This is a genomic window from Pseudomonas sp. 273, from assembly GCF_029201425.1.
Classification (GTDB): domain Bacteria; phylum Pseudomonadota; class Gammaproteobacteria; order Pseudomonadales; family Pseudomonadaceae; genus Pseudomonas; species Pseudomonas delhiensis.
In genome coordinates this window covers 3,225,054-3,247,498 of the sequence record NZ_CP116775.1, presented here as the reverse complement: position 1 = coordinate 3,247,498, position 22,445 = coordinate 3,225,054, and the positions used below count along the sequence as shown (strand labels likewise).

Here is a 22,445-nt window from a genome sequence, read left to right as displayed (position 1 = left end):
CCTCCTACAGTGAGATGCCATCGTCGAAACGGACGCGGCCGTCCGCGCCGATGTCGCGGATGCGCGCCAGCATGCGCCGGGCCGCGTCCTCGGCTTCGGCCGCGTTGCGGCTGCCGGGGGCGAACACCCAGAGCACTTCCACCGGCGCGCCCTCGCGCTTGGGCTGGTACTGGATCAGCCCGACGTAGGCGCCGCCGTCGCACATGGCGTCGGTCCAGGCGCTGCTGCCGCTGAAGTCACGGAACATGGCGCTCCTCCGATGTATCGGGCACCTGCGGCCGCTCGAACAGCCGCGGCAGGCTGTGCAGCACCGCCAGCGCCAGCAGGGTGCCGAGCACCGCGGTGGCCGAATGGCCGCGGCCCACGCAGATGCCGATGGCGGTGCTCAGCCAGAGCCCGGCCGCCGTGGTCAGCCCCTTCACCCGCGCGGTGTCGGCGCTGTCCTTGAGGATGGTGCCGGCGCAGAGGAAGCCGATGCCCGCGGCGATGCCCTGGATCACCCGGCTGATGGCGTCGTCGCCGGCGCCGCCTTCGCTGATCGCCATGACGAAGAGCGCGGCGCCCAGGGTGACCAGCATGTGCGTGCGCAGCCCGGCGGCCTTGCCCTGGCTCTCGCGCTCGTAGCCCAGCAGGCCGCCCAGCAGCGTGGCGAGCGCCAGGCGGAAGCAGGCGCGGGTGATCTGCTCCAACTCGCGCAGGTCGGAAAACTCCGCCAGCAGGGCCTCGGCGATGCGCGACAGGGTCTCCATGGGCCTCTCCGTGAAGGGGTATTGCTGTTGCAGACTGCCGCGCCGGCCGATGGTTTGAACGATTTTCCCGGCGGTAGCGCCAGCACTACCGCCCGGCGGCTGGTCCGCGCGTTTCGCCGCCGCGCCGGTCCAAACCCGGCAATCGCCGAACAAAGGGACGCGCCATGAACAGCGACGAAAACGACTTCGCCCACGCCTACGAGCAGGCCCTGACCGAAGTGGCCCTGCCCGCCTTCGCCGCGGCCGGCGAGTACGCCCGCGACCACGGGCTGCTCTGCCACCTGGGGTTGCACCGCGGCGCCGGCGGGCTTTCCGAACTGGGCCTGCACGCCCGCCGCCCCGGCGAGGGTCTGGACTGCCACTGCCTGATCAGCGCCGACCCGCAGAGCGCCAGCCTGGTGCACGAGAACCACTACGGCGGGCGCGGCGACCCGGAGCGCATCGTCGGGCCGCTGGCCTCGCTCAACCGCATGGTGCTGGACACCCGCCTGCAGGCCTTCTTCCAGGCCGGCTTCGGCCTGAGCCTGGACTACCTCGCGCGCCGCCATGGCGGCGGCTTCTGGTAGGCCCTAGCCGCCCACCGGCACTTTCCAGATTTCCTCGGCGTACTCGCGGATGGTGCGGTCGGAGGAGAACCAGCCGACCCGCGCGGTGTTCAGCACCGCCGCGCGCCACCAGCGGGAGGGCTCGCGCCACAGTGCCTCGACGCGCGCCTGGGCCTGCCAGTAGGCCTCGAAGTCGGCGCAGAGCATGAACCTGTCGTCGTGGCGCAGCCCCTCCACCAGGGCCGTGTAGCGGTTGGCGTCGTCCGGCGAGAAGACCCCCGAGCCGATGGCCTGCAGCGCCTCCTGCAGGCGCGGCGAGGCGGCGATCTCGCCGGCCATGGACAGCTCGCCGGCATGCTTGCGGGCCTCCACCTGCTGGGCGGTGAGGCCGAAGATGAACAGGTTCTCCAGGCCGATGCGCTCGGACATCTCGACGTTGGCGCCGTCCAGGGTGCCGATGGTCAGCGCGCCGTTCAGGGCGAACTTCATGTTGCTGGTGCCCGAGGCCTCCAGGCCCGCGGTGGAAATCTGCTCGGACAGGTCCGCCGCGGGGATGATGGCCTCGGCCAGGCTGACGTTGTAGTTGGGGATGAACACCACCTTGAGCAGGCCGCGCACCGTGGGGTCGTCGTTGACGATACGGGCGATGTCGTTGGCCAGCTTGATGATCAGCTTGGCCTGGTGGTAGCTGGGCGCGGCCTTGCCGGCGAAGATCTTCACCCGCGGCAGCCGCGGCGCGGCCGGGTCGTTGCGGATGTCCTGGTACAGCGCCACGGCGTGCAGCAGGTTGAGCAACTGCCGCTTGTACTCGTGGATGCGCTTGACCTGCACGTCGAACAGCGCCTCGACGTCCAGGCGGATGCCCAGGCGCTCCTCCACCAGCTGCGCCAGGCGCGCCTTGTTGTGCCGCCGCTGCTGGGCGAAGCCGCGTTGCACGGCGGCGTCGCCGGCGTGGGCCTCCAGGCCGCGCAGGCGCCGCTCGGGGTCGTCGAGCAGCTCGCGGCCGAGGCACTCGCAGAGCAGCCCGGTCAGCTCCGGGTTGGCCTGGAACAGCCAGCGGCGGAAGGTCACGCCGTTGGTCTTGTTGCTGATGCGCGCCGGGTACAGGCGGTGCAGGTCGCGGAACACCGTCTCGCGCATCAGCTCGGTGTGCAGCGCGGAAACGCCATTGACGCTGTGCGAGCCGAGGAACGCCAGGTTGCCCATGCGCACCCGGCGGCCGTTGTCCTCCTCGATCAGCGACACCGCGCGCAGCAGGGTGAAGTCGTGGATGTCCTTGGCCCGCAGCGCATCGATGTGGAAGGCGTTGATCAGGTAGATGATCTGCATGTGCCGCGGCAGCAGGCGCTCCATCAGCGCCACCGGCCAGGACTCCAGGGCCTCGGGCAGCAGCGTGTGGTTGGTGTAGGACAGCGTGGCCACGGTCAGGCCCCAGGCCTGTTCCCACTGCAGGTGGTGGTCGTCCAGCAGCAGGCGCATCAGCTCGGCCACGGCGATGGCCGGGTGGGTGTCGTTGAGCTGGATGGCCACCCGCGCCGGCAGGCTGGCCAGCGCCAGGCCCTGGCCCAGGTGGCGCTGCAGCAGGTCCTGCAGCGAGGCGCTGACGAAGAAGTATTCCTGGCGCAGGCGCAGTTCCTGCCCGGCCTCGGTGCTGTCCGCCGGGTAGAGCACCCGCGAGATGCTCTCGGCGCGCGCCGTGTCGGCCACCGCGCCGAGGTGGTCGCCGGCGTTGAAGCGGTCCAGCTTGAGGGTTTCCTCGCCACGGGCGCGCCACAGCCGCAGGGTGTTCACCCCGGCCCGGCGCCAGCCGACGATGGGCATGTCGTAGGCCACCGCGCGCAGGCGCTCCATGGGTTCCCAGTGCTGCCGCGCGCTGCCGTCGCTGCCGTTGAGGGCGTACACGCTGCCGCCGAAGCCGATGCTGATGCTGCATTCCGGGCGCTCGAACTCCCAGGGGTTGCCGAAGTCCAGCCAGGTCTCCGGCTGTTCCTGCTGCCAGCCGTCGGCGATGCTCTGGCGGAACAGCCCGTGCTCGTAGCGGATGCCGTAGCCGTAGGCGGGGATGTCCAGGGTCGCCATGCTTTCCATGAAGCAGGCCGCCAGGCGCCCCAGGCCGCCGTTGCCCAGGGCCGCGTCGGGTTCGGCCAGGCGCACCTGCTCCAGGTCCACGCCCAGTTGCAGCAGCGCCTCGCGGGCGATCTCCAGCAGCCCGAGGTTGCTCAGGTTGTCGATCAGCAGGCGGCCGATGAGGAACTCCAGCGACAGGTAGTAGACGCGCTTGCGCCGGCCGCGGTCGATGCTGTGGCTGGCCTCGTCCCAGCCATCGACGATGTAGCGCCGGGCCGCCAGCGCCAGGGCCTCGAACCAGTCGTGGGCGTAGGCGTCGGCGGCGTCCTTGCCGACGTCGTAGCGCAGTCGCGTCAGCACTTCCTGCTTGAAGTTTTCCACCTGTTCGGGAACGGGGGTGCTGGAGCCTTGCATGGCGGTCTCTCCACGGTTCGCCTGTGGGAAACGGCGGCGCCACCGGCCGCCTCGTGTATCTAGGCCCCCGGGCCGGGGCCGGAGTTCAGGTGTTTTCCCCGCCCGGGGCGGCCGTCCGTCCGAATCGCTGAACACCGCGCGGCGCTGCGGCCTCTCCCGAACGAACCCCGCAGTGAAGCGGCCGACAAAGGAGAACAGCCATGCCCCGAGGCAGCAAAGACAAGTACACCGACAAGCAGAAGCGCAAGGCCGAACATATCGAGGAAAGCTACGAGGAGCGTGGCGTCTCCAGGGACGAGGCCGAAGCGCGGGCCTGGGCCACCGTCAACAAGCAGTCCGGCGGTGGCGAGCGCTCCGGCGGTTCGGGCCAGAAGAAGAGCCCGGGTGCCAAGGCCGAATCGCGGCGTTCCTCGGCGCGCCGCGCGGTGGCCACCAAGCACGGCGTGCCGCGCCCCGGCCAGCGCCTGGAGGCGATGAACAAGCAGGAGCTGCTGGAACGCGCGCGCCGGCAGAACATCCGCGGCCGCTCGAGCATGCGCAAGCAGGAACTGATCGAGGCCCTGCGCAAGGCCTGAGCCCCGCGGCCCCTGGTGCGATAGCGCGCCGGGGGCCGCGTGCGCTTCAGCCATTGACCACGGTGCCACCGTTGACGTGCAGCACCTGGCCGCTCATGTACGAGGAGTCGGAGCAGGCCAGGTAGACGTAGGCCGGCGCCAGTTCGTCGGGCTGGCCCGGACGCCCCATCGGGGTATTGCTGCCGAATGTCTCCACCTCCTCGGCGCTGAAGGTCGAGGGAATCAGCGGCGTCCAGATCGGCCCCGGGGCCACTGCGTTGACCCGGATGCCGCGCTGGACGAGGTTCAGCGCCAGGGAACGGGTGAAGGCGGTGATGGCACCCTTGGTCGAGGAATAATCGATCAGCCTGGGGTTGCCCTTGTAGGCGGTGATCGAGGTGGTGTTGACGATGGCCGCGCCCTCGCTCATCAGCGGCAGCAGTGCCTTGGTCAGCTGGAACATGCCGAAGATGTTGGTGCGGAAGGTGCGCTCCCACTGCTCTTCGCTGATGTCCTCCAGGGAAGCGGCCGGGTGCTGCTCGCCGGCGTTGTTCACCAGTACGTCCACCCTCCCCCAGCGTTCCTCCAGGCGCCGGGCCACCTCGGCGCAGAAGCCGGCATCGGCGACGTCGCCGGCCAGCTCCAGGCAGTGCTGGCCGCAGGCCTCGATCAGTTGGCAGGTCTTGGTCGCGTCCTCGGTTTCCTCCAGGTACAGCAGCATCACGTCGGCCCCCTCGCGGGCGAAGGTCAGGGCCACGGCGCGGCCTATGCCGCTGTCGCCGCCGGTGACCACCGCCACCCTGCCCTCCAGCTTGCCGGCGGCGCGGTAGCTTTCCGAGGCGAACTCCGGCGGCGGCTGCATGGTCTCCTCGCGGCCGGGCTGCTGGTCCTGGTGCTGGGGCGGTAGTTTGTCGCTCATGGTCGCTCTCCTCTCCGGCGCGCGCGCCGGTCGGTGTCGGGGCCTCAGCCGCGTGGCGGCACGGCCTCGCCGCAGTGGCAGTGGGGGTCCTGGCAGTGCTTCTCGCCGTCGGGGTGTCCATCCGCACAGGCCTGGCAGCAATAGGCGCGGCCTTCGGCGAACACGGCGGCGGCGCCCAGGCTGCACTGGCAGCCGGGGCAGGCGCAGGGTTGGTCGCTCATCGCAGGTCTCCTTCGGCTCGGTGTCAGGGAGCGGGGCCGCAGCCCCGCCGGTCACAGGGTTCGGCCGGCGGCGGGCGGTGGAGTTCAGCTTTTTCCGCCAGCGGCCCGCCGGCCGCGTTTTCTGAACCTGCGGCCACCGCGGACGTCCACCCAGCACAGCCCACCACCGGAGGAAAGGCCCATGGCCGCGCGCATCCCCCTGCTGCTGTTCGCCTGCCTGTGCTGCATCGGCCTGGCGCACGCCGCCCCCGCCAGCGAACCCCACGCCACCTTCGTCGCCAGCGCCCTGGCCAACAGCCAGCAGCAACTGGCCCGCGCCCGCCTGGCCCTGGACCACGGCCACACCACGGCGGTGCGCGACCAGGCCCAGGGGCTGATCGACCAGCACCAGCGCCTGCAGGACGACCTGCGGATACTGGCGCGCAAGAAAGGCCTGCTTCCGCCCCGCGACGAAACCCGCGAAGCCCGCGCCACCCAGGCCCGCGAGCAACTGGCGAACAGCCAGCGCTTCGACCGCGACTACGCCGAGGCGCAACTGGCCTCCAGCCGCCAGGCGGTGGAACTCTTCGACCGCCTGGCCGGCGACGGCAGCGACGCCGAACTGCAGCGCTTCGCCCGGCACTGGCAGCCGCAGCTCTACCACCAGCGGGAGATCGCGCAGCAGTTGGTGGATGGGGAGAAGCCGTGACGCGCGGCCACGGCCACGTGATCCGCTCCTACGCTGCCCGAGCCATGCCATTCCCCTGTAGGAGCGCGCCCTGCGCGCGAAATCGCGGGCAGGGCCCGCTCCTACAATGGGGCAACATGGGAGACGCGGATTTTGATCCAGTCACTCCCGTGAACGAGGGAGCCCAGAAGACAGTTGCTCCTGCGTACGAGGGGCCAGGAAGACGTTCGGTACAGCCAGGAAATCCCGGGTCATCCCGATTCTTTCGAGCGTAGGGCGCATAACGCCTACGGCGTTATCCGCCATCGTCATCGGCGCTGCGCCCCAACTGCTCCCACATCTTCCGCGTCAGGCGCTGCCGGACATCGCCCCAGCCCGCCCAGGGATCGTCCTTGCCCCGCAGCGCCAGGCGTTCATCGATATTGCCGAGGGTCCAGGCATTGGCCCCCTTCAAGGAGTCCAGCTCGCTCTCGGCCACCGGCACCGACACCGGCAGGCCCTCGCGGGCGCGGACCGACCAGACGCACACGGTACTGGCGCCGCGGCTGTTGCGCAGGTAGTCGACGAAGATCCGGCCCACGCGGTTCTTCGGCCCGGACACGGCGCTGAAGCGGTCCGGCATCTGCTTTGCCAGGTGGCAGGTGATGGCGTGGGCGAAGCCCTTGACCTCGTCCCAGCCGTGCCGGCGCTCCAGCGGCACCAGCACGTGCATGCCCTTGCCGCCGCTGGTCTTGAGGAAGCAGGCCAGGCCCAGCTCGTCCAGCACGGCGAGGGTCAGCCGGGTGGCCTCGATCATCCGCGCCCAGGGCAGGCTGGGGTCGGGGTCCAGGTCGAGGACGAAGCGGTCGGGGTGCTCCAGGTCATCCACCCGGGCGTTCCAGGTGTGCAGCTCGACCACGCCCATCTGCGCGGCGCCGGCCAGGGCCCTGGCGGTGGCGATGCGCAGCAGCGGCGCGTGGCCGGGGTCCAGCCGCGGGTCCAGCTGTTCCACGCCGGGCATGGCGTTGCGCGAAGCGTGGCGCTGGAAGAAGACTTCGCCGCCGACGCCGTCCGGGGCGCGCAGCAGCGACACCGGGCGGTCGTCGAGCCAGGGCAGGATGCATTCGGCGGCCTTCTCGTAGTAACGCGCCAGGTCCAGCTTGCTCAGGCCGCTGGCGGCGTCGATCACCCGCTCGGGGTGGGTGATGGCGACGCCGGCGACCTTCGCGTCGTCCCGCGCCGCCTTCCTCGGGCTTTTGGCCGTGGGTTTCGCCGCCTTGCCGGCCACCCCGGCCGCCGGGCTGGCGCGTTCCTGGACGATGGCCTTGGCGGGCTTGTCGCTGCGCAGGCCGTGGAACACCGCCTGGCGCACCAGGCCCTCGCGGGTGATCTCGGCGAAGGCCACCTCGCAGAGCTGCTCGGGGCGCAGCCAGGTCACGTCGCGGTAGGCCTGGCCGCGGGGCGGCGCGGCCAGCGGGCAGGTCTTGCGCGCCAGCGGGCGCAGGCTGGCGTGCACCCGCTTCAGCGTGGCGGCGTCGAAGCCGGTGCCCACCTTGCCGGCGTAGCGCAGCTCGCCCTCGTCGTCGTGCAGGCCCAGCAGCAGCGCGCCGAAATGCTGGCGGCTGCCCTTGGGCGGAGTCATGCCGACGATGACGAATTCCTGGCGGCGCTTGCACTTGAGCTTGATCCAGTCGGTGGAGCGGCGCTCTACATAGGCGCTGCCGGCGCGCTTGCCGATCAGCCCTTCCAGGCCCAGGCGGCAGGCGCTGTCGAGGATGCTGCGCGGATCGTCGGTGAAGTCCTCCGAGTAGCGCAGGCGGTCGCTGGCGTTGCCCTGCAGCAGCGCGGCCAGCGCCGCTCGGCGTTTTTCCACCGGCTGCCGGCGCAGGTCCTCGCCATCCAGCCAGAGCAGGTCGAACAGGGTGTAGCGCACCTCGTCGCTGGCGCCCACGTCGAAGGCGTTCTGCAGGCGCTGGAAGTCCGGGCGGCCCTCCTCGTCCACCACCAGTATCTCGCCGTCGAGCCAGGCCGACCGCAGCGGCAGGGCCCGCAGCCCGGCGCAGATGTCCGGCAGGCGCTCCGACCAGTCGTGGCCGTTGCGCGTCTGCAGGCGCACCTTGCCGTCCGCCACCCGCGCCAGGATGCGGTAGCCGTCGAGCTTCAGCTCGTAGCGCCAGTCGCCCTCGGGCGGCGCATCCAGCAGGGTGGCCAGTTCCGGGGAGATGTGCTCGGGCATGGCGCCGGCCACCTTGTGCGGGGCCTTGGCCGGCATGGCGCGCTTCGGCGGCGGCGTCTTCGGTGGCGGCGCCGCCTCGCCGGGCAGCGTCCGCCCGCTGAGCACGCTCTGCGGCGCCTCGGCGAGGATGTCGTGGCGGGGGAAGTCGCGGGCCTCGTCGTCGCGGCCCTTGACCAGGAACCACTGCGGCTTGCGCCCGGCCATGCGGGTGCGGATGAGGTTCCAGCTGCCATGCAGCTTGCTGCCTTCCAGGCGGAACTTCAGGTGGCCGTTTTCCAGGCCCTGGCGCGGGTCGCCCAGGGGGACCCAGCGGCCGCGGTCCCAGACGATGACGTCACCGGCGCCGTAGTGGCCCTCGGGGATGTGGCCCTCGAAGCCGGCGTATTCCAGGGGGTGGTCCTCCACCTCGATGGCCAGGCGCTTCACCGAAGGGTCCAGGCAGGGCCCCTTGGGCACCGCCCAGCTCTTCAGCACCCCGTCCAGTTCCAGGCGGAAGTCGTAGTGCAGGTGGCTGGCGTCATGCTTCTGGATGACGAACGCCAGTTCCCCGGCATGCCGCCCGGGGGCTTCGCCGCGCGGCTCCGGCGTACCGCCGAAGTCGCGGCGGCGGGCGTATTCCTCCAGGCTGGAGGTGTCACTGGCCATCGGTGCTTCCTCCGTGGCTCGGGCGTTCAGCGTTCTTCTTCGTCAGTGTCCGGCGGCGATACCCGGTCGGTCCAGGGCTTGCCGTCCAGTGGCGCGGAGCGGCCCAGTTCGGCCTCGTCCAGGCCGATGCCGCCGCCGATCTCCTCCTCGCCCACCACCCGCAGCTCGCGGTCCACCGGCGTGTCGTCGGCCGGTTCCAGCTCGGATTCGCTGCCTTCGTCGAGCAGCGTCTCCGGGGCCAGGTCGTCGCTGTCCACATGGTCCTCGTAGTCGCCGTCGACCAGGGTCTCGCCGCCGGTCATGCCCATCTCGGCCGCCCGTTCCGGCGGGAACTCCTCGTTCACCTCGCGCCGCGGGCGCTCGTCGCCGATGCGGCCCTGGGCGCGCTCCTCGTCGAAATCCAGTTCGCGCACCGAGCCCATGCGGTCCTCGGTGTCGTCGATTTCCTGGGGCTGGCTGTGCTTGCGCTCGTCGTTCATGGCCTTCTCCTCTCGCTGGGCGCCGCCCTGCCCCGGCCTCGGGCTGCCGGGCAGGCAGCGGCGCCGGCCTCAGGGGAAATGGGGTCGCTGGCGGGAAAGGTTTCTTCCAGGGAGTGGTCCAGCTGCTGCTCCTGGCTCTTCTTCGCCTTGCCGCGGTCGGCGCAGGGGCATTCGGGGTCCTTGCACTGCCGGTCCCCGGGGTGGCCCTGGGCGCAGGCCTGGCAGCAGAAGTAGCGGTCGCCCTCGCGCACGGCGGCATCGTCCAGCTCGCAGATGCAGCCGGGGCAGGCGCAGATATCGGGTTTCATCTCCAGGCTCCTCCGTGCGTCAGCTCTACCTGGGTTGAGCCGGACGCCAGCGGGGAGTTCAGCTTTTCGTGCGGGCGAGGCCGCCGCGGTTCAGGCGGCGTCGTAGGTGCGGATCAGCTCCTGGCCCAGGCTTTCCACCTGCTCGGCGGTGCACAGTTCCTCGCCGCTGATGCCCACCACGGTGGCGGGCGCCCTGCCCTGCGACGGGTGGCGCAGGCTGATCGCGTAGCAGCCATCGAGCTGCCGGCAGCAACTGAAGCGGAACGCCGGGTGGTTGTGCTGCAACAGGTCTTCGATTTCACCGCGTGTGAAGTGGGTCATCTGCATGCCCCTCCCAGGAAAAGAATGTCTTTGAGCAAAGGTAGCGCCGGCAGCCGGCGAAAACAGGGTGGCGGGGAGCTATCGTTCGGCCATGCAGAATGCCTGATCGACGAAAGCGCTCCGCGCTTCATCCACTTAGCGGGACTGCGAGCCCACGCGCCGCTTTCTTGTCGCCAAAAAAAGCGCCAGGCCGGACGAACGGTCGGCGCCGCGGGACGTTGCCGGCACCCAGGTCATCCCACCGGCGAGGTGGCGCGCCTCAGCATCACTTGGCCATCATCCTGGCATGCAGTAAGGCGGCGGACGATCCCGCCGCTTTGCAATGCGCAAGTATCAAGGGGCCATCTCTCCAATAAGAAGTTAAACAAAAACAGTTGGTTGAGGATGACGACAGAGACGGAACGATTGCTGCAAAGCCCTCGACCACCGTCCAACGAACAGGGAGCACGTCATGCCTGCCACCCCCAACGCTGCCATCGAACACCTGCAGAACCAGTTCCGCGCCTATTCCCCGCGATTCACCTTCCGCCCCGACGGCTCGGTGCTGATGGACCTGCACGACGCCAACGGCGAGCGCATCGCCCTGCGCGTGCTGCACAAGGAAGAGCAGGAAAACGAGGTTCTGCTGAACAACCTGGTGGAACGCATCCGCCGCGACCTGATCACCGAGTCGGGCCCGCTGCAGCCGGACAACGTCGACTGGTTCCTCAAGCGCATCGAGCTGCGCACCTTCGTCCCCGGCAACTACCAGCACCGGCCGCGCAAGATCGTGGTGGCCGGCGAGCGCCTGCGCGCCCAGGCCGACCGCAACCCGCGCTGGTAGGGCCCACCCCGCCGCCGGCAGGGTTCGAACAATCTGCCCGGGCGTCAGGCGTGCACCGTCCACTGGCAGGTGGAATCGGCGATGGGCATGGCGTCCACCCGCTCGACCAGGCCGCAGGCGATGGCCTCCTGCGCCCCGAGGATGCGCGGGTAGGCCATCAGGTAGCTGGGAATGTCCAGGCGTTCCGCCGCGCCCCGGGTGCGCTCGGCGACGATGTCGGCGTAGAGCTTCAGGTCGTAGTCCAGGCTCATGGCGTACTCCGCCATGCGCGCATGGTCCACCGCGCCATGCAGCGACCAGTGGAACGGGTGGAACAGGAACTTGCTGTACGGGCAGGCGGTGCGCACCTGGCCGGCGAGGAACAGGATGTTGCCCATGGATTCCACGGTGCCGAGGTTGTGGGTGTCCACCTGCACCGGCAGCGAAAGCAGGTAGTTGTACAGGGTGAAGCCGTAGCTGCAGTCGCCGCCCATGGTGGCGATGTTCAGCTGCAGGTGGCTGGCGCCCTGCTGCAGGGCGCGGGTGCAGGTGCTGATGAGGTTGCCGCAGGTGGACGAGTTGATCGGGCCGGTGAAATGGATGATGTGCGTGGACATGGGCGTGCTCTCCTGGTTGCGGGGGCCTCCGGGCTGGACATTCTGCTGAGTCGCGGCGAAGCCCGGTCGAGCCATCGGCGCGACGAACGGCTGGGGCGTGGTTCCGCCCATGCCCGATGATCGGCGTGGCCGCGGGTCATCGCGGACGGAGTCCGCTCCTACGCAGCCCGAGTCATGCCATTCCCTGTAGGAGCGCGCCCTGCGCGCGAAATCGCGGGCAGGGCCCGCTCCTACAAAGAGCACCCCGGCGCGGACTGCAAGACAATCGTCATTCCCGCGAACGCGGGACGCGGCTCCATCGCGAACAGCGCTTGCGCTGGCCCGAAGGGGAATAACCCAGAGACTTTTGGGTTTGGGTGTAGCGCGCCGCACCGAGTGCTCGGATGTTTCTTGTTTCGCCCCTCGGGCGAGTCCCTTTTGTCAAACGCCACAAAAGGAACCAAAAAGGCTTGCCCCGCATACGGGCCCGATGAAGCCGGGCTACCCTCGCGAATTCCCCCGCCACGGAGGCCCGCCCCGAGGGTACGTCCCTGTAGCCCATCGGGGCTCTAGCGACATCCATGTCGCATGACCTCCTGAGCGCCGGTTTCGCTCGGCCTTCTGAAGGGGCGTTCCGGTGCGCTCGGTGGTTTCTCTGGAAACCCGTAGGGCGCATAACGCCTACGGCGTTATCCGCCAAATCGCGGACGGAGTCCGCTCCTACGGTTCCAGGAAGCACGGTCGTAGGAGCGGACTCTGTCCGCGATCGGGCTCACCGGCTATTCAGGGCAGGCCCTCCGGCACCTGGCGGTTCTCTTCCAGCAATTCGGCCACCAGCTCCTGCAGTGCCTCCGCCACATCGCCGCCGCGCGCCAGATGCCGGCGCAGGCTGCGCACCTGCCGCTGCGCGCTGCCGCCCGAGCGGGCCAGCCGGCAGGCGTGGGCGTAGGCCCATTCGTTGCCGGCGCGGGCCGGTGCCGCGCACTGTGCCCAGGCCTGCGCCAGCCATTGCGCCAGGTCGACGCAGCGCCCGTCGGCCAGCAGGAAGCGCGCCCGGCAGCCGTGGCGCTGGGCCTGCCAGTAGTTCTCCGCCAGCAGCGCGCGCGCCAGGTGCGGGTCACCGGCATCGGCATCGGCCATGGCCTGGGTGAGCAGCGCGCGGAACAGCCCGGCGATGCACAGCGCGTCGGCCAGGCGCGGGCAGGCGTCGCTGATGCGCAACTCCAGGGTCGGGTAGCGCGCCGAGGGCCTCAGGAACCACCAGGCGTGGCCCGGCTCGCGCATCAGGCCCCGGGCGTGGAGCAGCTTCAGGTGCGCCTGGTAGGCCGGCTCGTCGGCGAACCACGGCGGCATGCCCATCCGCGGCCATTGCCCGGACAGCGCCCGGCGGTAGCTGGCGAGCCCGGTGTGGCGGCCCTGCCAGAACGGCGACGAGCAGCTCAGCGCCAGCAGCAGCGGCGCCCAGGGCAGCACCCGGTTCATCAGCGCCACCCGGTCCTGCCCGGGCGGCACCTCCACGTGCACGTGCAGGCCGCACAGCAGGCTGTTGCGGGCCGGCTGCACGTAGTCCTCGAACAAGGCGCGGTAGTGCGGCTGCTCGCTGGGCGCGGCGTCGGCGAGGCAACTGAACGGGTGCGCGCCCACCACCAGGCTGCGCAGGCCGTGGGCGCGGGCCAGGTCGGCCAGCTGCGCGCGGCCGCGGGCGAGGAAGGCGGCGGCCTCGCCCAACTGGCGGAACACCGGGCTGACCAGTTCCGCCTGGCACTGGAACATTTCCTCGGCGAAGCAGTCGCCCAGCGCCCGGCGGCAGGCCGGTCCCCATTCGGGCGGGACGTGCCGGGCCAGGTCGAGGCTGGCGCCGTCGAGAAGAAAGGCCTCTTCCTCGATGCCGAAGCGGGCCGGTGGGTGCGCGGGCGTCGCGGCCATGGTGATCCCTGCCGGAAGGGTTACAGGATCGACGCCGCGGCCCCGCCCCGGGTTCCGTCTTTCCTGCGCGCAGCCGCTCGGGCCGATTGTTGAAACCTTCGCCGCCGGCGCCGATCGCACTCTTCAGGAGCCATCGCCAGAGGAGCCGCCCCATGAACCTGCCCTGCACCCCGCCCCGCGAAGAGGCGGTCGATGCCCGCTCGCTGCACGCGGCCCTGCTCCACGCGCCGGAGGAACACCTGGCGGCGGCCGACGCCTTCCTCCAACGGCAGCTGCAACGGGCGGCCGAGCGGCCCGTGGACCTGCCCGATACCCCGGCGGCCTGGCCGCAGTGGCTGGACGCGCGAGCCGCCCGCACCGCGCGGGACTATGCGCGCTACCTGGCCGAGCGGCATGCCGGCGCCCCGCGGCGCTACTTCCGCAACCGTGCCCACGCGCTCCACTTCCTGCGCGGCGTGGCCCCACCAAGCTGGTGGACGGCGCCTGGCTGTACGGCGTGCTGGCCCATGCCGGCGACGCCCGGCTGCTGCCGCTGGTGCACACCTATCTGGAGGAGCTGGGCCGCGGCGTGGCCGGCTGCAACCATGTGCTGATCTACCGCCACCTGCTGGAAAGCCTGGGCTGCGCCGGCACGTCCGACCTGTCCGTCGAGCACTACCTGCAGGGCACGGTGCAACTGGCGCTGGGCTGCCTGGCCGGGCAGCGCCTGCCCGAGCTGATCGGCTACAACCTGGGCTACGAACTGCCGCCGCTGCACCTGCTGGTGACCACCTGGGAACTGCAGGAACTGGGCATAGACCCCACCTACTTCCGCCTCCACGTGACCATCGACAACGCCAGCTGCGGCCATGCCCGGCGGGCCCTGCAGACACTGTTCAACCACCTGCCGGACAAGCCGCGGCGCGCGGCCTTCCTCGCCCGAGTGCGGGCCGGCATGGGGCTGAACGACGTCGGCCTGTCCAGCACCCAGGTGATCGACGGCTTCGACCTGGACCACGAACTGCTGGCCATGCTGGAGCGCAAGCAGCCCTTCGCCCGCCACCAGCACAGCGACCGCGCGCGCATCCAGGGCCGCACCCTCAACCAGTGGCTGGCCCAGCCCTGGGGCGTGGCCGCCCTGTTGCGGGCGCTGCAGCAGGAAGGCTGGATCCTGCGCGACGCCGACCCGGCGCGCAGCCGCTTCTGGCGCCTGGTCAGCGGCCCCGACGCCGCCATGTTCGGCGTCTTCGATGGCTACGAGCAGCAGTTGCTGCACGACTGGATAGCCGGCAGTTGGGCGCCCTCGCCCGCCCCGGCCCGGCACGCGCCGCCGCGACCGCTGGCGCTGGAGCCGGCGCCGGCCGACCTCGACGAGGAGGAACGCCGGCTGCGCCGCGAACTGGCCCAGCTGGTGCCGCACCAGCGTCGCCAGCACCTGCTGCCGCTGTTGGCCCCGCAGCGCCACTGGACGCCCCTCGGCCTGCTGGCCACCCGCCTGTTCAGCCAGGACCTGGGGGTGGCCCCATGACTGCGCTGCCACCGCGCCTGGAGGCCCTGCTGGCGCTGGGGCTGCGCCTGCGCCGGGAAGGCTACGCCTTCGTCACCGTGAGCCCGGCCACCCATGCGCGGGTCAATGCCCGCGAGGAAAACGCCCTGGCCCGTGACCTGCGCGACATCTTCGGCTGGAGCCGGCCCTTCGCCGACGGCCAGCTCGAGCGCCCGCTGTTCTCCCTGCTGGCGGCCGCCGACCTGCTGCACTGGGACGGCCGCCACTGGCGCAGCAAGGTGCGCTGGTCGAGCCTGGAGGACCAGCTGTTCGTGCACTCGGCCTACCCCACCCAGGAGGCCGAGGCGGTGTTCTTCGGCCCCGACACCTACCGCTTCGCCCGCGCCATCGGCCAGCACCTGCAGGCACTGGACAGCCGCGACGTCCACCGTGCGGTGGACATCGGCTGCGGCGCCGGGCCCGGCGCCATCCTCCTCGCCGGGGCCTGCCCGCGGGCGGAAGTGCACGCCGTGGACATCAACCCCACGCCCTGGCCTTCACCCGCGTCAACGCGCTGCTGGCCGAGGCGCCGCAGCTGCAGGTGCGCCGCAGCGACCTGCTGGAGGGCCTGGCCGGCGACTTCGACCTGATGGTGGCCAACCCGCCCTACATGCTCGACCCAGCCCAGCGTACCTACCGCCACGGCGGCGGTTCCCAGGGGCGGAGCTGTCGCTGCGCATCCTCGAAAGCGCCCTCGGCCGCCTGGCGCCCGGCGGCAGCCTGCTGCTCTACACGGGCGCCGCGGTCATCGACGGCGAGGCGCCGCTGTGGCACCAGGCGAGCCGGCTGCTGGCGGCCCGCCCCGGCTGGGAATGGCACTACGAGGAACTGGACCCGGACGTGTTCGGCGAGGAACTGGAGCAGCCCGCCTACCGGCAGGTGGAGCGCATCGCCGCGGTGCTGCTGACCTTGCGCCGCCTGGCCTGAAGGCTCAGGGCTGGCGGTAGTGCCCGGGAGTGGCGTCGCGCTCCTGGCTGCGCTTGACCCGGCTCACCTGCACGTCGCTGATGCGCGCGGCGGGGCCGTGCAGCCCCTGCAGGAAGTCCAGTGCCGCGCCGGCATCGAGCTCGCCGTCGCGGTGCAGCGCCAGGGTGGTGGGTTGGTCGTCGAGGATGTAGCTGACCAGGTACAGAGGTCTGTTGCCCATGGGTGTCCTCCTCCGCGAAGGCGGTTGCAGGGAATGGCCGGGCTCAGGCCCGTTCGCCGCGGCAGGCGCGCCCCTCACAGCCAGGGTTGCACGGGCGGGCTGCGCAGCGCCACGGCGATCGCCAGGCCCAGCTCTTCCAGGCCCACCGGCTTGAGCAGCACCGGGTAGGCCTGGGCGTGCAACGTGGAACGCTCCGTGTTCTGCGTCAGCACCAGCACCCGCATCAGCGGGCGCAGCGGCAGGCAGGACTCGATCAGCGCGGCGCCGGTGAGCGGCCCGGCGAAGGGCTCGTCCACCAGCATCAGGTCGATCACCACCGACGAGGACAGGTGCTCCAGCGCCTGTATCCTGTCCACGGCGCTCAGCACCGCGTAGCCGTGGTCCAGCAGCAGTTGCTCCAGGCGCCACAACTGGTCGGCCTGCTCGGCGAGCAGCAGTACGACCTTGTCCGTTTCGCTCATGGCTCGTCCCCCGTCGGTGAATGCTTCCTTCCTCTAGTCCAGCAAGAACCACGCCCACCCCCGCGCCGGGCGCGGCCCCCGGCGCAGAGCACCCGCGCCGCGGGTCATGGCAGGGCGACATCAGCAGAATGCGCTGCCCGCCCGCGGCCGCGCTGCAAAATGCCCAGCGCTTCCGCCGGTAAGCTGGCCGGCACCAAGCGGCGCCGTCGCAGTCGCAGCAAAAGAGCGGCCAAACGAAGGTACCCGCCATGACAGAGCCTCCCCGCCTCCCTCCGGCAGAGCCCGCGCAGGCGTTCCGCGAACGCAGCTACCCGGTCGACGAGCACATGGCCAGCCAACGCCGCGCCTGGCGCCTGGAACGCCTGGGGCTGGTCGTCCTGCTGGGCATCGTGCTGGTGGCCCTGAGTGGCCTGTTCGCCAGCGGCCCGCTGAGTTCGCGCCAGCTGGCCAGCCAGGACGGCCGGCTGCAGGTCGAATACGAGCGCTTCGGCCGCATCGGCGCCAGCCACAACCTGCACGTGCGCCTGCGGGGCGCCCCCGGCAGCCCGGCCGAGCTGCGCCTGGGCGGCGACTTCCTCGCCCGTCAGAGCGTGCAGAGCCTGCAGCCGATGCTGCGCGGCGACAGCTGGCGCGGCGGCCTGGCCCTGCGCGGGCGGCACGACGAGCGCGGCGAGTGGCACCTGTTCCTGACCCTGCTGCCCGACGAGCCGGGCCTGCTCGGCTACCGGGTGGAAGGCGCCGGCCAGGCCCTGGAATTCAACCAGCTGATCTACCCCTGAGGAGGTGCCCCATGGAGTCCGTCCTGCGCGCCGCGGCCATCTACCTGCTGTTGCTGATCCTCTTCCGCATCGCCGGCAGGCGGTCGCTGGCTGACATCACCACCTTCGACCTGCTGCTGTTGATGATCATCGGCGAGGCCACCCAGCAGGCCCTGCTGGGCAACGACTTCTCGCTGATCAACGCGGCGCTGGTGATAGTCACGCTGATCGTCATCGACGTCGGCCTGTCGCTGCTCAAGCTGCGCCACCCGGCGGTGGACCGGCTGATCGAGGGCTCGCCGACGCTCATCGTCGAGTACGGCCGGCCATTGCGCGCGCGCCTGGCCGAGGCCCGCCTGCGGGAGGAGGACATCCTGCTCGCCGCGCGCCAGACCCAGGGCCTGGAGCGCATGGAGCAGATCCGCTTCGCCATCCTCGAGAAGAACGGCAAGATCTCCATCATTCCCGAGGGCGGCAACTGAGCTGGGCGCGCTCGTAGCGGTCGAGCAGCGGCTGGGTGGTCAGCCCGTGCAGGCAGATGCTCAGCGCCACCACGCTCAGCACCAGGTCGCTGGCGGCGCCCAGCGCCCGGGGCGCGTCGGCCTGGTTGAGCACGTGGCACAGGTAGAACAGGCTGCCGATGCCGCGGATGCCGAACCAGCCCAGCAGCCAGCGCTGCCGGGGCGCCAGGGCGCGGCGGGTGACCAGCAGCCAGACCAGCGCCGGGCGCAGCAGGCAGAACAGCCCCAGCGCCAAGGGCAGCGCCCGCCAGTCCCAGTGGTTGGCCAGCAGCGCGCCAAGCAGGGTCACCAGCAGCAACGCCAGGGAGCGCTCCAGCAGGTCGCCGAAGGAGAGGATGTCGAGCATCACCGCCCCGGCGGCGACCCTGGGGTGTTCGCTGCGATCCTCGCCGAAGGCGATGGCGCCGTGGGCCTGCCCCGCCTCGCGGATGTGCGCGGCCTCGGCCTGGGCTTCGGCCGGGTCCTCGCGCTTGCCGATGGTGGCCACCTCGGCGTGGCGCAAGCCGATGCCAGCCGCGAAGCACGCCAGGAAGCCCCAGCCGCCGAGGCTTTCCGCACCCACGTAGGACAGCGCGATCAGCGCCATGGCGAGGAAATCGTTGGCCGACACGCTGGTGTCGGTGTGCCGGGCGCGCAGGTGGATGGCCAGGCGCCCCACCCCGTAGCCCAGGCAGTAGCCGGTGAGCAGCCCGGCGGGTATGGCCCAGAGCACGTCCAGCAGCAGCCAGTGCGGCAGTTGCCGGAGCAGCGCCGGGGCGCCGCCGGGGGGCTCGGTGACCAGCAGGAAGGCCGCGCCGACGAAGGGAAAGGCCACCCCGTCGTTCAGCCCGGCCTCGCCGGACAGGCCATAGCGCAGGCCGTCGTCGTCGCTGGCGTCGTCGACCTGGACGATGCTCGCCAGCACCGGGTCGGTGGGCGAGAGGATCGCCGCCACCAGCAGCGCCAGGCCCCAGTCCAGGCCCAGCAGGTAGTGCGCCAGCGCCGCGCTGCCGGCGATGCAGCCCAGCAGCACCGGCCCGGCCAGTTGCCAGGTCGCGGTCCACACCGGCGAGCGCAGGCTCTGGCGCATGCGCAGCCCGCCGATGAACAGCGAGATCAGCAGCGTGGCCTCGGCCAGGTGCTCCAGCCAGGGGCTGATGCGGCCGATGTCCGCCTGCCACAGGTCCAGCCCCAGCGGGCCGATGGCCAGGCCGAACAGCAGGTAAAGCAGCGAGGAACTGACCGGCAGCAGGCGCAGGTAGGCGGAAGTCAGCCCGAGGGTGAGCAGGATGCCGCCGAGCACCAGCAGCCACTGGTTGAAGCCCATGGGCCGGCGCTCAGTCGACGGGCGACGGCTGCGCCTCGCAGCCATCGTCCTCCAGGCACGGCAAGGCGCGGCAGAGACGGAGGGTGCGAAGGCTTGGCATGGCGGTGGTCCTCGGCGGGTGTCGGTGGCTGTCAGCGGGGCGGCGGTTCGTCGCCTTCGGCCTGCTCCTCGTCGGCCACGCACTGGGGCGTTTCCCCGGCGCCGGCGTCCTCGCCCATGCGCTGGTAGGTGTCGCGCAGCTTCTGCAACTGCTCGGCGTCCAGCTCGTCCAGCCCCATCAGGGCGTCATGGGCCGCGCGGGTGGTGCGCAGCAACTCGTCGATCTTGATGTGCAGGGCGTCGGTGTCGCGGTTCTGGGTGTTCTGGATGAGGAACACCATGAGGAAGGTGACGATGGTGGTCGAGGTGTTGATCACCAGCTGCCAGGTGTCGTTGAAGTGGAAGAAGGGCCCGCTGACGGCCCAGGCCACCAGCAGGGCGCAGGCCACGGCGAAGGTCGGCGGGCGCCCGGCCCATATCGAGAGCCACTGGGCGAAGCGGGAAAAGGACGGGGCCTTGGGCGTCTCCTGGGCGGCGCCCCGGGGCGGGCCCCGCCGCGCGCGGCCCGGGAGGCCCGCCCCTGCCCCCTAGCCGGGGCGCTTCTCATCGCCGATCCCCTGGATGTCGACGTCGTCCGGTTCGTATTCCGGGGTGCTGGCGCAAGGGTCGCCCGAGTCGTCGGCATCCTCCTCGGGCGTCTCGATGACCGGGCCGGGCCGGCGCGGCTCGCCACGGCGCTCGCGCACCGGCGCCTTCGGCGGGTCGTCATGTTCGGCCACCGGACCGGGACGGGGTTTCTGCACGATGGTGTTCTTGCTGCTCATCACGTTCTCTCCCGGGGCTGAGCCCCCAAAGCCTCTCTGGTGTCGCCCTCGGTGGAAAAGCGCCGCGGCCGAGAGTTCAGAACATCTCCCCGGCGGTGCCGGGCGCCCCGCCCGGGGCGCAGCGGGGCATTTTCCTGAACTTCTCCCGCCACGCCCCGACAAAACTACTCAGACGAGTCGACAAGGGGAATACCATGGCGCCGCTGAATGCCTGGCCCGACCTGGCCTTTCTCGGCCACCTGCTGCTGGTGACAGTCGCCGTCCTGGTCGCATTCGGGCTGCTTCGCTTGCTCCTCGTGTCCCTGAGAAAGCGCCTGGAGGCGCGGACGAGCCAATGGGCCCGCTATGCCTCGGCCATCGCGAACAGGACCAGCAACCTCCTGCTATTCGTCTTCTCGCTGATGCTGGCCCTCAAGTTCGTCGCCTTCCCCGCCAACTGGGAGGCGGCGCTGGCCCATGGCTGGTTCGTCGTCCTGGCGCTGCAGGTGGCCCTGTGGCTCGACGCCTGCGTGCGCCTGTGGACCGGAGAGCTGGCCCGCTCGCGCTTCGGGGGCATCCGCAACCCGGTGATGACGACTCTCCTCTCGGTGGTGATCCTGATCGTCGTCTGGGCCGTGATGCTGCTTTCCATCCTGGCGAACCTGGGCGTCGACATCACCGCCCTGGTCGCCAGCCTGGGCGTGGGCGGCATCGCGGTGGCGCTCGCCGTGCAGACCCTGTTGAGCGATGTGTTCGCGTCACTCTCGATCGGCTTCGACAAGCCCTTCGAGATCGGCGACTTCATCGTGTTCGGCGACGTGGCGGGCACCATCGAGCACATCGGGCTCAAGACCACGCGCATCCGCAGCCTCAGTGGCGAGCAGATCGTCTGCTCCAACACCGAACTGCTCAAGCAGACGCTGCATAACTACAAGCGGATGAACACCAGGCGAATCGTCTTCCAGTTCGGCATCAGCTACCGGACCTCGGCCGACAAGGCGAAGGCGGTGGCGGAGCTGGTGAAGGAAATCATCGACGCCCAGGCGGAGGCGAAGTTCGACCGTGCCCACTTCCTCGCCTTCGACGAGAGCCGCCTGCTCTACGAGGTCGTCTACATCATGCAGACGGCCGACTACAACCGCTACATGGACGTGCAGCAGCAGATCAACCTCCGGCTGCTGGCCGGGGTGAAGGAGCTGGGCGTCGATTTCGCCTTCCCGGTCCGCGAGCTGCGCAACGTCGAGGCAATGCCCACGCCGCAGCGCAGCGCCGAACGCCAGTCGACGGCCGCCTTCGCCCACCCACAGGCGCAAGGCGGCAGCCGGGACTCCACCAGCCATTGAGCGGGCGCTTCAGTCCTCGGGCGCGGAACGCTCGTAGCGCGCATTGAACGCCTGGATGAAGGCATTGCGCAGGATGCCGAGGAAGGCCTGGAAAGCGCTGACGTCCTGGTCATGGATGTTGCCGCTGAGGTCGACGCGGGTAGCGAACTGGTCCTTGCGCTGGTTCTTCAGCAGCGTCTCGCCGCCGCCGACCAGGGCTTCCCATATGGAGCGGAACAGGCCCTTGTCCTTCTCCTCCACGTCCTGCTGCCAGTTGAACACGTCGACGTCGCGCAGCAACGGCTTGATGTAGCCGCTGAGCCGCCCCTTGTCCGCCGTGGCCTCGATCACCAGCGTGGCGTGGCCCTGGTTGAAGTCGAACTTGCCGTAGGCCGAGGCGAAGTCGTTCACCCGCCGCAGCTCCACGTCGCTGGCCCGCAGGCGCAGTACGAAGTCCTCGAAGTCGGAGAAGGGGTCGAAGGACGCCTGCACTTCCAGCGGCGCCTGGCCGAACAGCCGGGCATGGCCTTCGAAGCGGGCCACCCGCTTGCCCTTCTCGTCCGCCACGTTGGTCAGGTTGTACAGGCTCGCCTGCACCGCGCTGGCGGTGAGATGCACCGGCGGCCTGGAGCGGTAATTGCGGAAGTGGATGCGGCCGTCCTCGATGCGCACCTCGTCCAGGGTGGTGGGCAGCAGCTTGTCCAGTTGCTCGCGCCAGTCGGTACCGGCGCCGCTCTGGGAGTCCTGGCGGTCGCCACCGTCGACGAAGTTCAGCTCCGGCCGCAGGAAGACCACCCGCGCCACGATGCCGTGGTCGTACCACAGCGCGTGCCAGCTCACCGACAGATCGATCACCGGCGCGTCCAGCAGCGGCACCGGCACCTTGCCGTTGACCTTGACGATCTTCAGGCCATTGATCCGGTATGCCCCGCGCCACAGCGCGAGATCGACGTCGGCGAGCTGGCCGTGGTAGTCGCCCATCCGGTCGAGCTTGCCGTTGAGGTAGTCGCGGATCACGTAGGGCAACGCGACATGCGCGACCAGCAGCAACGCCAGGATCGCCAGGACGCTCGACAAGAGCAGGCTGTAGCGTCTTTTCATCCTCGCCTCCGGAGGCTCTCTGCCAGTGGACCGG

At 70.4% G+C, this 22,445-nt stretch carries 23 protein-coding genes and 3 pseudogenes; 9 read left to right on the top strand and 17 right to left on the bottom strand.

All coding sequences use genetic code 11. The annotated features are described in order from the left end of the window. Positions 1 to 4: 4 nt before the first annotated feature. Entirely contained in the window at positions 5 to 247 is a 243-nt protein-coding gene (locus PKO50_RS15240) for a hypothetical protein (RefSeq protein ID WP_109933741.1), read from the bottom strand. Beyond that, entirely contained in the window at positions 237 to 749 is a 513-nt protein-coding gene (locus tag PKO50_RS15235; RefSeq protein WP_275630202.1) for an MgtC/SapB family protein, read from the bottom strand. The genes PKO50_RS15240 and PKO50_RS15235 overlap by 11 nt, the downstream gene beginning before the upstream one ends. Positions 750 to 913: 164 nt before the next feature. Here PKO50_RS15235 and PKO50_RS15230 point away from each other — a divergent pair, with 164 nt between their 5' ends. Beyond that, positions 914 to 1,315 (top strand): hypothetical protein, encoded by a 402-nt coding sequence (locus PKO50_RS15230; protein ID WP_275630201.1) that lies wholly within the window; start codon positions 914 to 916, stop codon positions 1,313 to 1,315. 3 nt (positions 1,316 to 1,318) lie between these two features. Here the strand turns inward: PKO50_RS15230 and PKO50_RS15225 are convergent, their stop codons facing one another. After that, on the bottom strand, positions 1,319 to 3,775 hold the full coding sequence (locus PKO50_RS15225) for a glycogen/starch/alpha-glucan phosphorylase (protein WP_275630200.1): 2,457 nt from the start codon (positions 3,773 to 3,775) through the stop codon (positions 1,319 to 1,321). 200 nt (positions 3,776 to 3,975) lie between these two features. On the opposite strand from PKO50_RS15225, the gene PKO50_RS15220 reads away from it, so the two are divergent. Next, positions 3,976 to 4,350 (top strand): Rho termination factor N-terminal domain-containing protein, encoded by a 375-nt coding sequence (locus PKO50_RS15220; RefSeq protein WP_109933737.1) that lies wholly within the window; start codon positions 3,976 to 3,978, stop codon positions 4,348 to 4,350. Positions 4,351 to 4,396: 46 nt separating this feature from the next. Here PKO50_RS15220 and PKO50_RS15215 read toward each other — a convergent pair whose 3' ends face one another. Both PKO50_RS15215 and PKO50_RS15210 read right to left on the bottom strand, forming a co-directional pair. Beyond that, on the bottom strand, positions 4,397 to 5,248 hold the full coding sequence (locus tag PKO50_RS15215; protein WP_275630199.1) for an SDR family oxidoreductase: 852 nt from the start codon (positions 5,246 to 5,248) through the stop codon (positions 4,397 to 4,399). 44 nt (positions 5,249 to 5,292) lie between these two features. Continuing rightward, positions 5,293 to 5,469: a metallothionein gene (locus tag PKO50_RS15210; protein ID WP_089393194.1), complete on the bottom strand. Its 177-nt coding sequence runs from the start codon at positions 5,467 to 5,469 to the stop codon at positions 5,293 to 5,295. A gap of 181 nt (positions 5,470 to 5,650) precedes the next feature. Between PKO50_RS15210 and PKO50_RS15205 the strand changes: the two genes are divergently transcribed. Next, positions 5,651 to 6,157, top strand: coding sequence for a DUF4142 domain-containing protein (locus PKO50_RS15205; protein WP_109933735.1), 507 nt, complete (start codon positions 5,651 to 5,653; stop codon positions 6,155 to 6,157). A gap of 274 nt (positions 6,158 to 6,431) precedes the next feature. On the opposite strand, the gene ligD is transcribed toward PKO50_RS15205, so the two are convergent. From ligD to PKO50_RS15185, 4 genes are all read right to left on the bottom strand, one after another. Continuing rightward, positions 6,432 to 8,996 carry a DNA ligase D gene (gene ligD / locus PKO50_RS15200; protein WP_275630198.1) on the bottom strand — a complete coding sequence of 855 codons (2,565 nt, stop codon included), beginning with the start codon at positions 8,994 to 8,996 and terminating at the stop codon, positions 6,432 to 6,434. 26 nt (positions 8,997 to 9,022) lie between these two features. Beyond that, positions 9,023 to 9,475 (bottom strand): phosphotransferase system, HPr-related protein, encoded by a 453-nt coding sequence (locus PKO50_RS15195; RefSeq protein ID WP_275630197.1) that lies wholly within the window; start codon positions 9,473 to 9,475, stop codon positions 9,023 to 9,025. Then, positions 9,472 to 9,783: a metallothionein gene (locus tag PKO50_RS15190; RefSeq protein WP_275630196.1), complete on the bottom strand. Its 312-nt coding sequence runs from the start codon at positions 9,781 to 9,783 to the stop codon at positions 9,472 to 9,474. Before PKO50_RS15190 ends, PKO50_RS15195 begins: the two co-directional genes overlap by 4 nt. 90 nt (positions 9,784 to 9,873) lie before the next feature. Further along, positions 9,874 to 10,104: a hypothetical protein gene (locus PKO50_RS15185; RefSeq protein ID WP_089393199.1), complete on the bottom strand. Its 231-nt coding sequence runs from the start codon at positions 10,102 to 10,104 to the stop codon at positions 9,874 to 9,876. A gap of 451 nt (positions 10,105 to 10,555) precedes the next feature. On the opposite strand from PKO50_RS15185, the gene PKO50_RS15180 reads away from it, so the two are divergent. Further along, positions 10,556 to 10,927 (top strand): DUF3509 domain-containing protein, encoded by a 372-nt coding sequence (locus PKO50_RS15180; protein WP_109933731.1) that lies wholly within the window; start codon positions 10,556 to 10,558, stop codon positions 10,925 to 10,927. Between the two features lie 44 nt (positions 10,928 to 10,971). Here PKO50_RS15180 and PKO50_RS15175 read toward each other — a convergent pair whose 3' ends face one another. Continuing rightward, entirely contained in the window at positions 10,972 to 11,523 is a 552-nt protein-coding gene (locus PKO50_RS15175; RefSeq protein ID WP_109933730.1) for an ATP-dependent Clp protease proteolytic subunit, read from the bottom strand. A 762-nt stretch (positions 11,524 to 12,285) separates the two neighbouring features. Beyond that, positions 12,286 to 13,428, bottom strand: a complete 1,143-nt coding sequence (locus PKO50_RS15170) for a carboxylate-amine ligase (RefSeq protein WP_275630195.1) — start codon at positions 13,426 to 13,428, stop codon at positions 12,286 to 12,288. Positions 13,429 to 13,580: 152 nt separating this feature from the next. Here PKO50_RS15170 and PKO50_RS15165 point away from each other — a divergent pair. Further along, a pseudogene (locus PKO50_RS15165) lies at positions 13,581 to 14,935 on the top strand (iron-containing redox enzyme family protein). Next, positions 14,932 to 15,880: pseudogene (locus PKO50_RS15160) on the top strand (class I SAM-dependent methyltransferase). Before PKO50_RS15165 ends, PKO50_RS15160 begins: the two co-directional pseudogenes overlap by 4 nt. 4 nt (positions 15,881 to 15,884) lie before the next feature. Here the strand turns inward: PKO50_RS15160 and PKO50_RS15155 are convergent. Beyond that, positions 15,885 to 16,100 carry a hypothetical protein gene (locus tag PKO50_RS15155; RefSeq protein WP_275630194.1) on the bottom strand — a complete coding sequence of 72 codons (216 nt, stop codon included), beginning with the start codon at positions 16,098 to 16,100 and terminating at the stop codon, positions 15,885 to 15,887. Positions 16,101 to 16,174: 74 nt separating this feature from the next. Further along, a complete protein-coding gene (locus PKO50_RS15150) occupies positions 16,175 to 16,561 on the bottom strand; it encodes a response regulator (RefSeq protein WP_109932322.1) in 387 nt (128 codons plus the stop codon). A gap of 248 nt (positions 16,562 to 16,809) precedes the next feature. Here PKO50_RS15150 and PKO50_RS15145 point away from each other — a divergent pair, with 248 nt between their 5' ends. Beyond that, positions 16,810 to 17,340, top strand: a complete 531-nt coding sequence (locus tag PKO50_RS15145; protein ID WP_109932324.1) for a hypothetical protein — start codon at positions 16,810 to 16,812, stop codon at positions 17,338 to 17,340. Positions 17,341 to 17,351: 11 nt separating this feature from the next. After that, positions 17,352 to 17,801: a YetF domain-containing protein gene (locus PKO50_RS15140; RefSeq protein ID WP_089393208.1), complete on the top strand. Its 450-nt coding sequence runs from the start codon at positions 17,352 to 17,354 to the stop codon at positions 17,799 to 17,801. Here the strand turns inward: PKO50_RS15140 and PKO50_RS15135 are convergent. The 3 genes and pseudogenes from PKO50_RS15135 to PKO50_RS15125 form a co-directional block, all read right to left on the bottom strand. Next, positions 17,779 to 19,146: a sodium:proton antiporter gene (locus PKO50_RS15135; protein ID WP_109932328.1), complete on the bottom strand. Its 1,368-nt coding sequence runs from the start codon at positions 19,144 to 19,146 to the stop codon at positions 17,779 to 17,781. The genes PKO50_RS15140 and PKO50_RS15135 overlap by 23 nt on opposite strands. 131 nt (positions 19,147 to 19,277) lie before the next feature. Continuing rightward, a pseudogene (locus PKO50_RS15130) lies at positions 19,278 to 19,694 on the bottom strand (low affinity iron permease family protein); the annotation flags it as partial. 78 nt (positions 19,695 to 19,772) lie between these two features. After that, entirely contained in the window at positions 19,773 to 20,009 is a 237-nt protein-coding gene (locus tag PKO50_RS15125; RefSeq protein WP_109932332.1) for a hypothetical protein, read from the bottom strand. A 194-nt stretch (positions 20,010 to 20,203) separates the two neighbouring features. Between PKO50_RS15125 and PKO50_RS15120 the strand changes: the two genes are divergently transcribed. Beyond that, complete coding sequence (locus tag PKO50_RS15120) at positions 20,204 to 21,331, top strand: mechanosensitive ion channel family protein (RefSeq protein WP_275630193.1); 1,128 nt, start codon at positions 20,204 to 20,206, stop codon at positions 21,329 to 21,331. A gap of 9 nt (positions 21,332 to 21,340) precedes the next feature. Here the strand turns inward: PKO50_RS15120 and PKO50_RS15115 are convergent, their stop codons facing one another. After that, the gene (locus PKO50_RS15115; protein ID WP_275630192.1) at positions 21,341 to 22,411 is read right to left on the bottom strand and encodes a DUF748 domain-containing protein; all 1,071 of its coding nucleotides are present in this window, start codon (positions 22,409 to 22,411) and stop codon (positions 21,341 to 21,343) included. Positions 22,412 to 22,445: the final 34 nt, after the last annotated feature.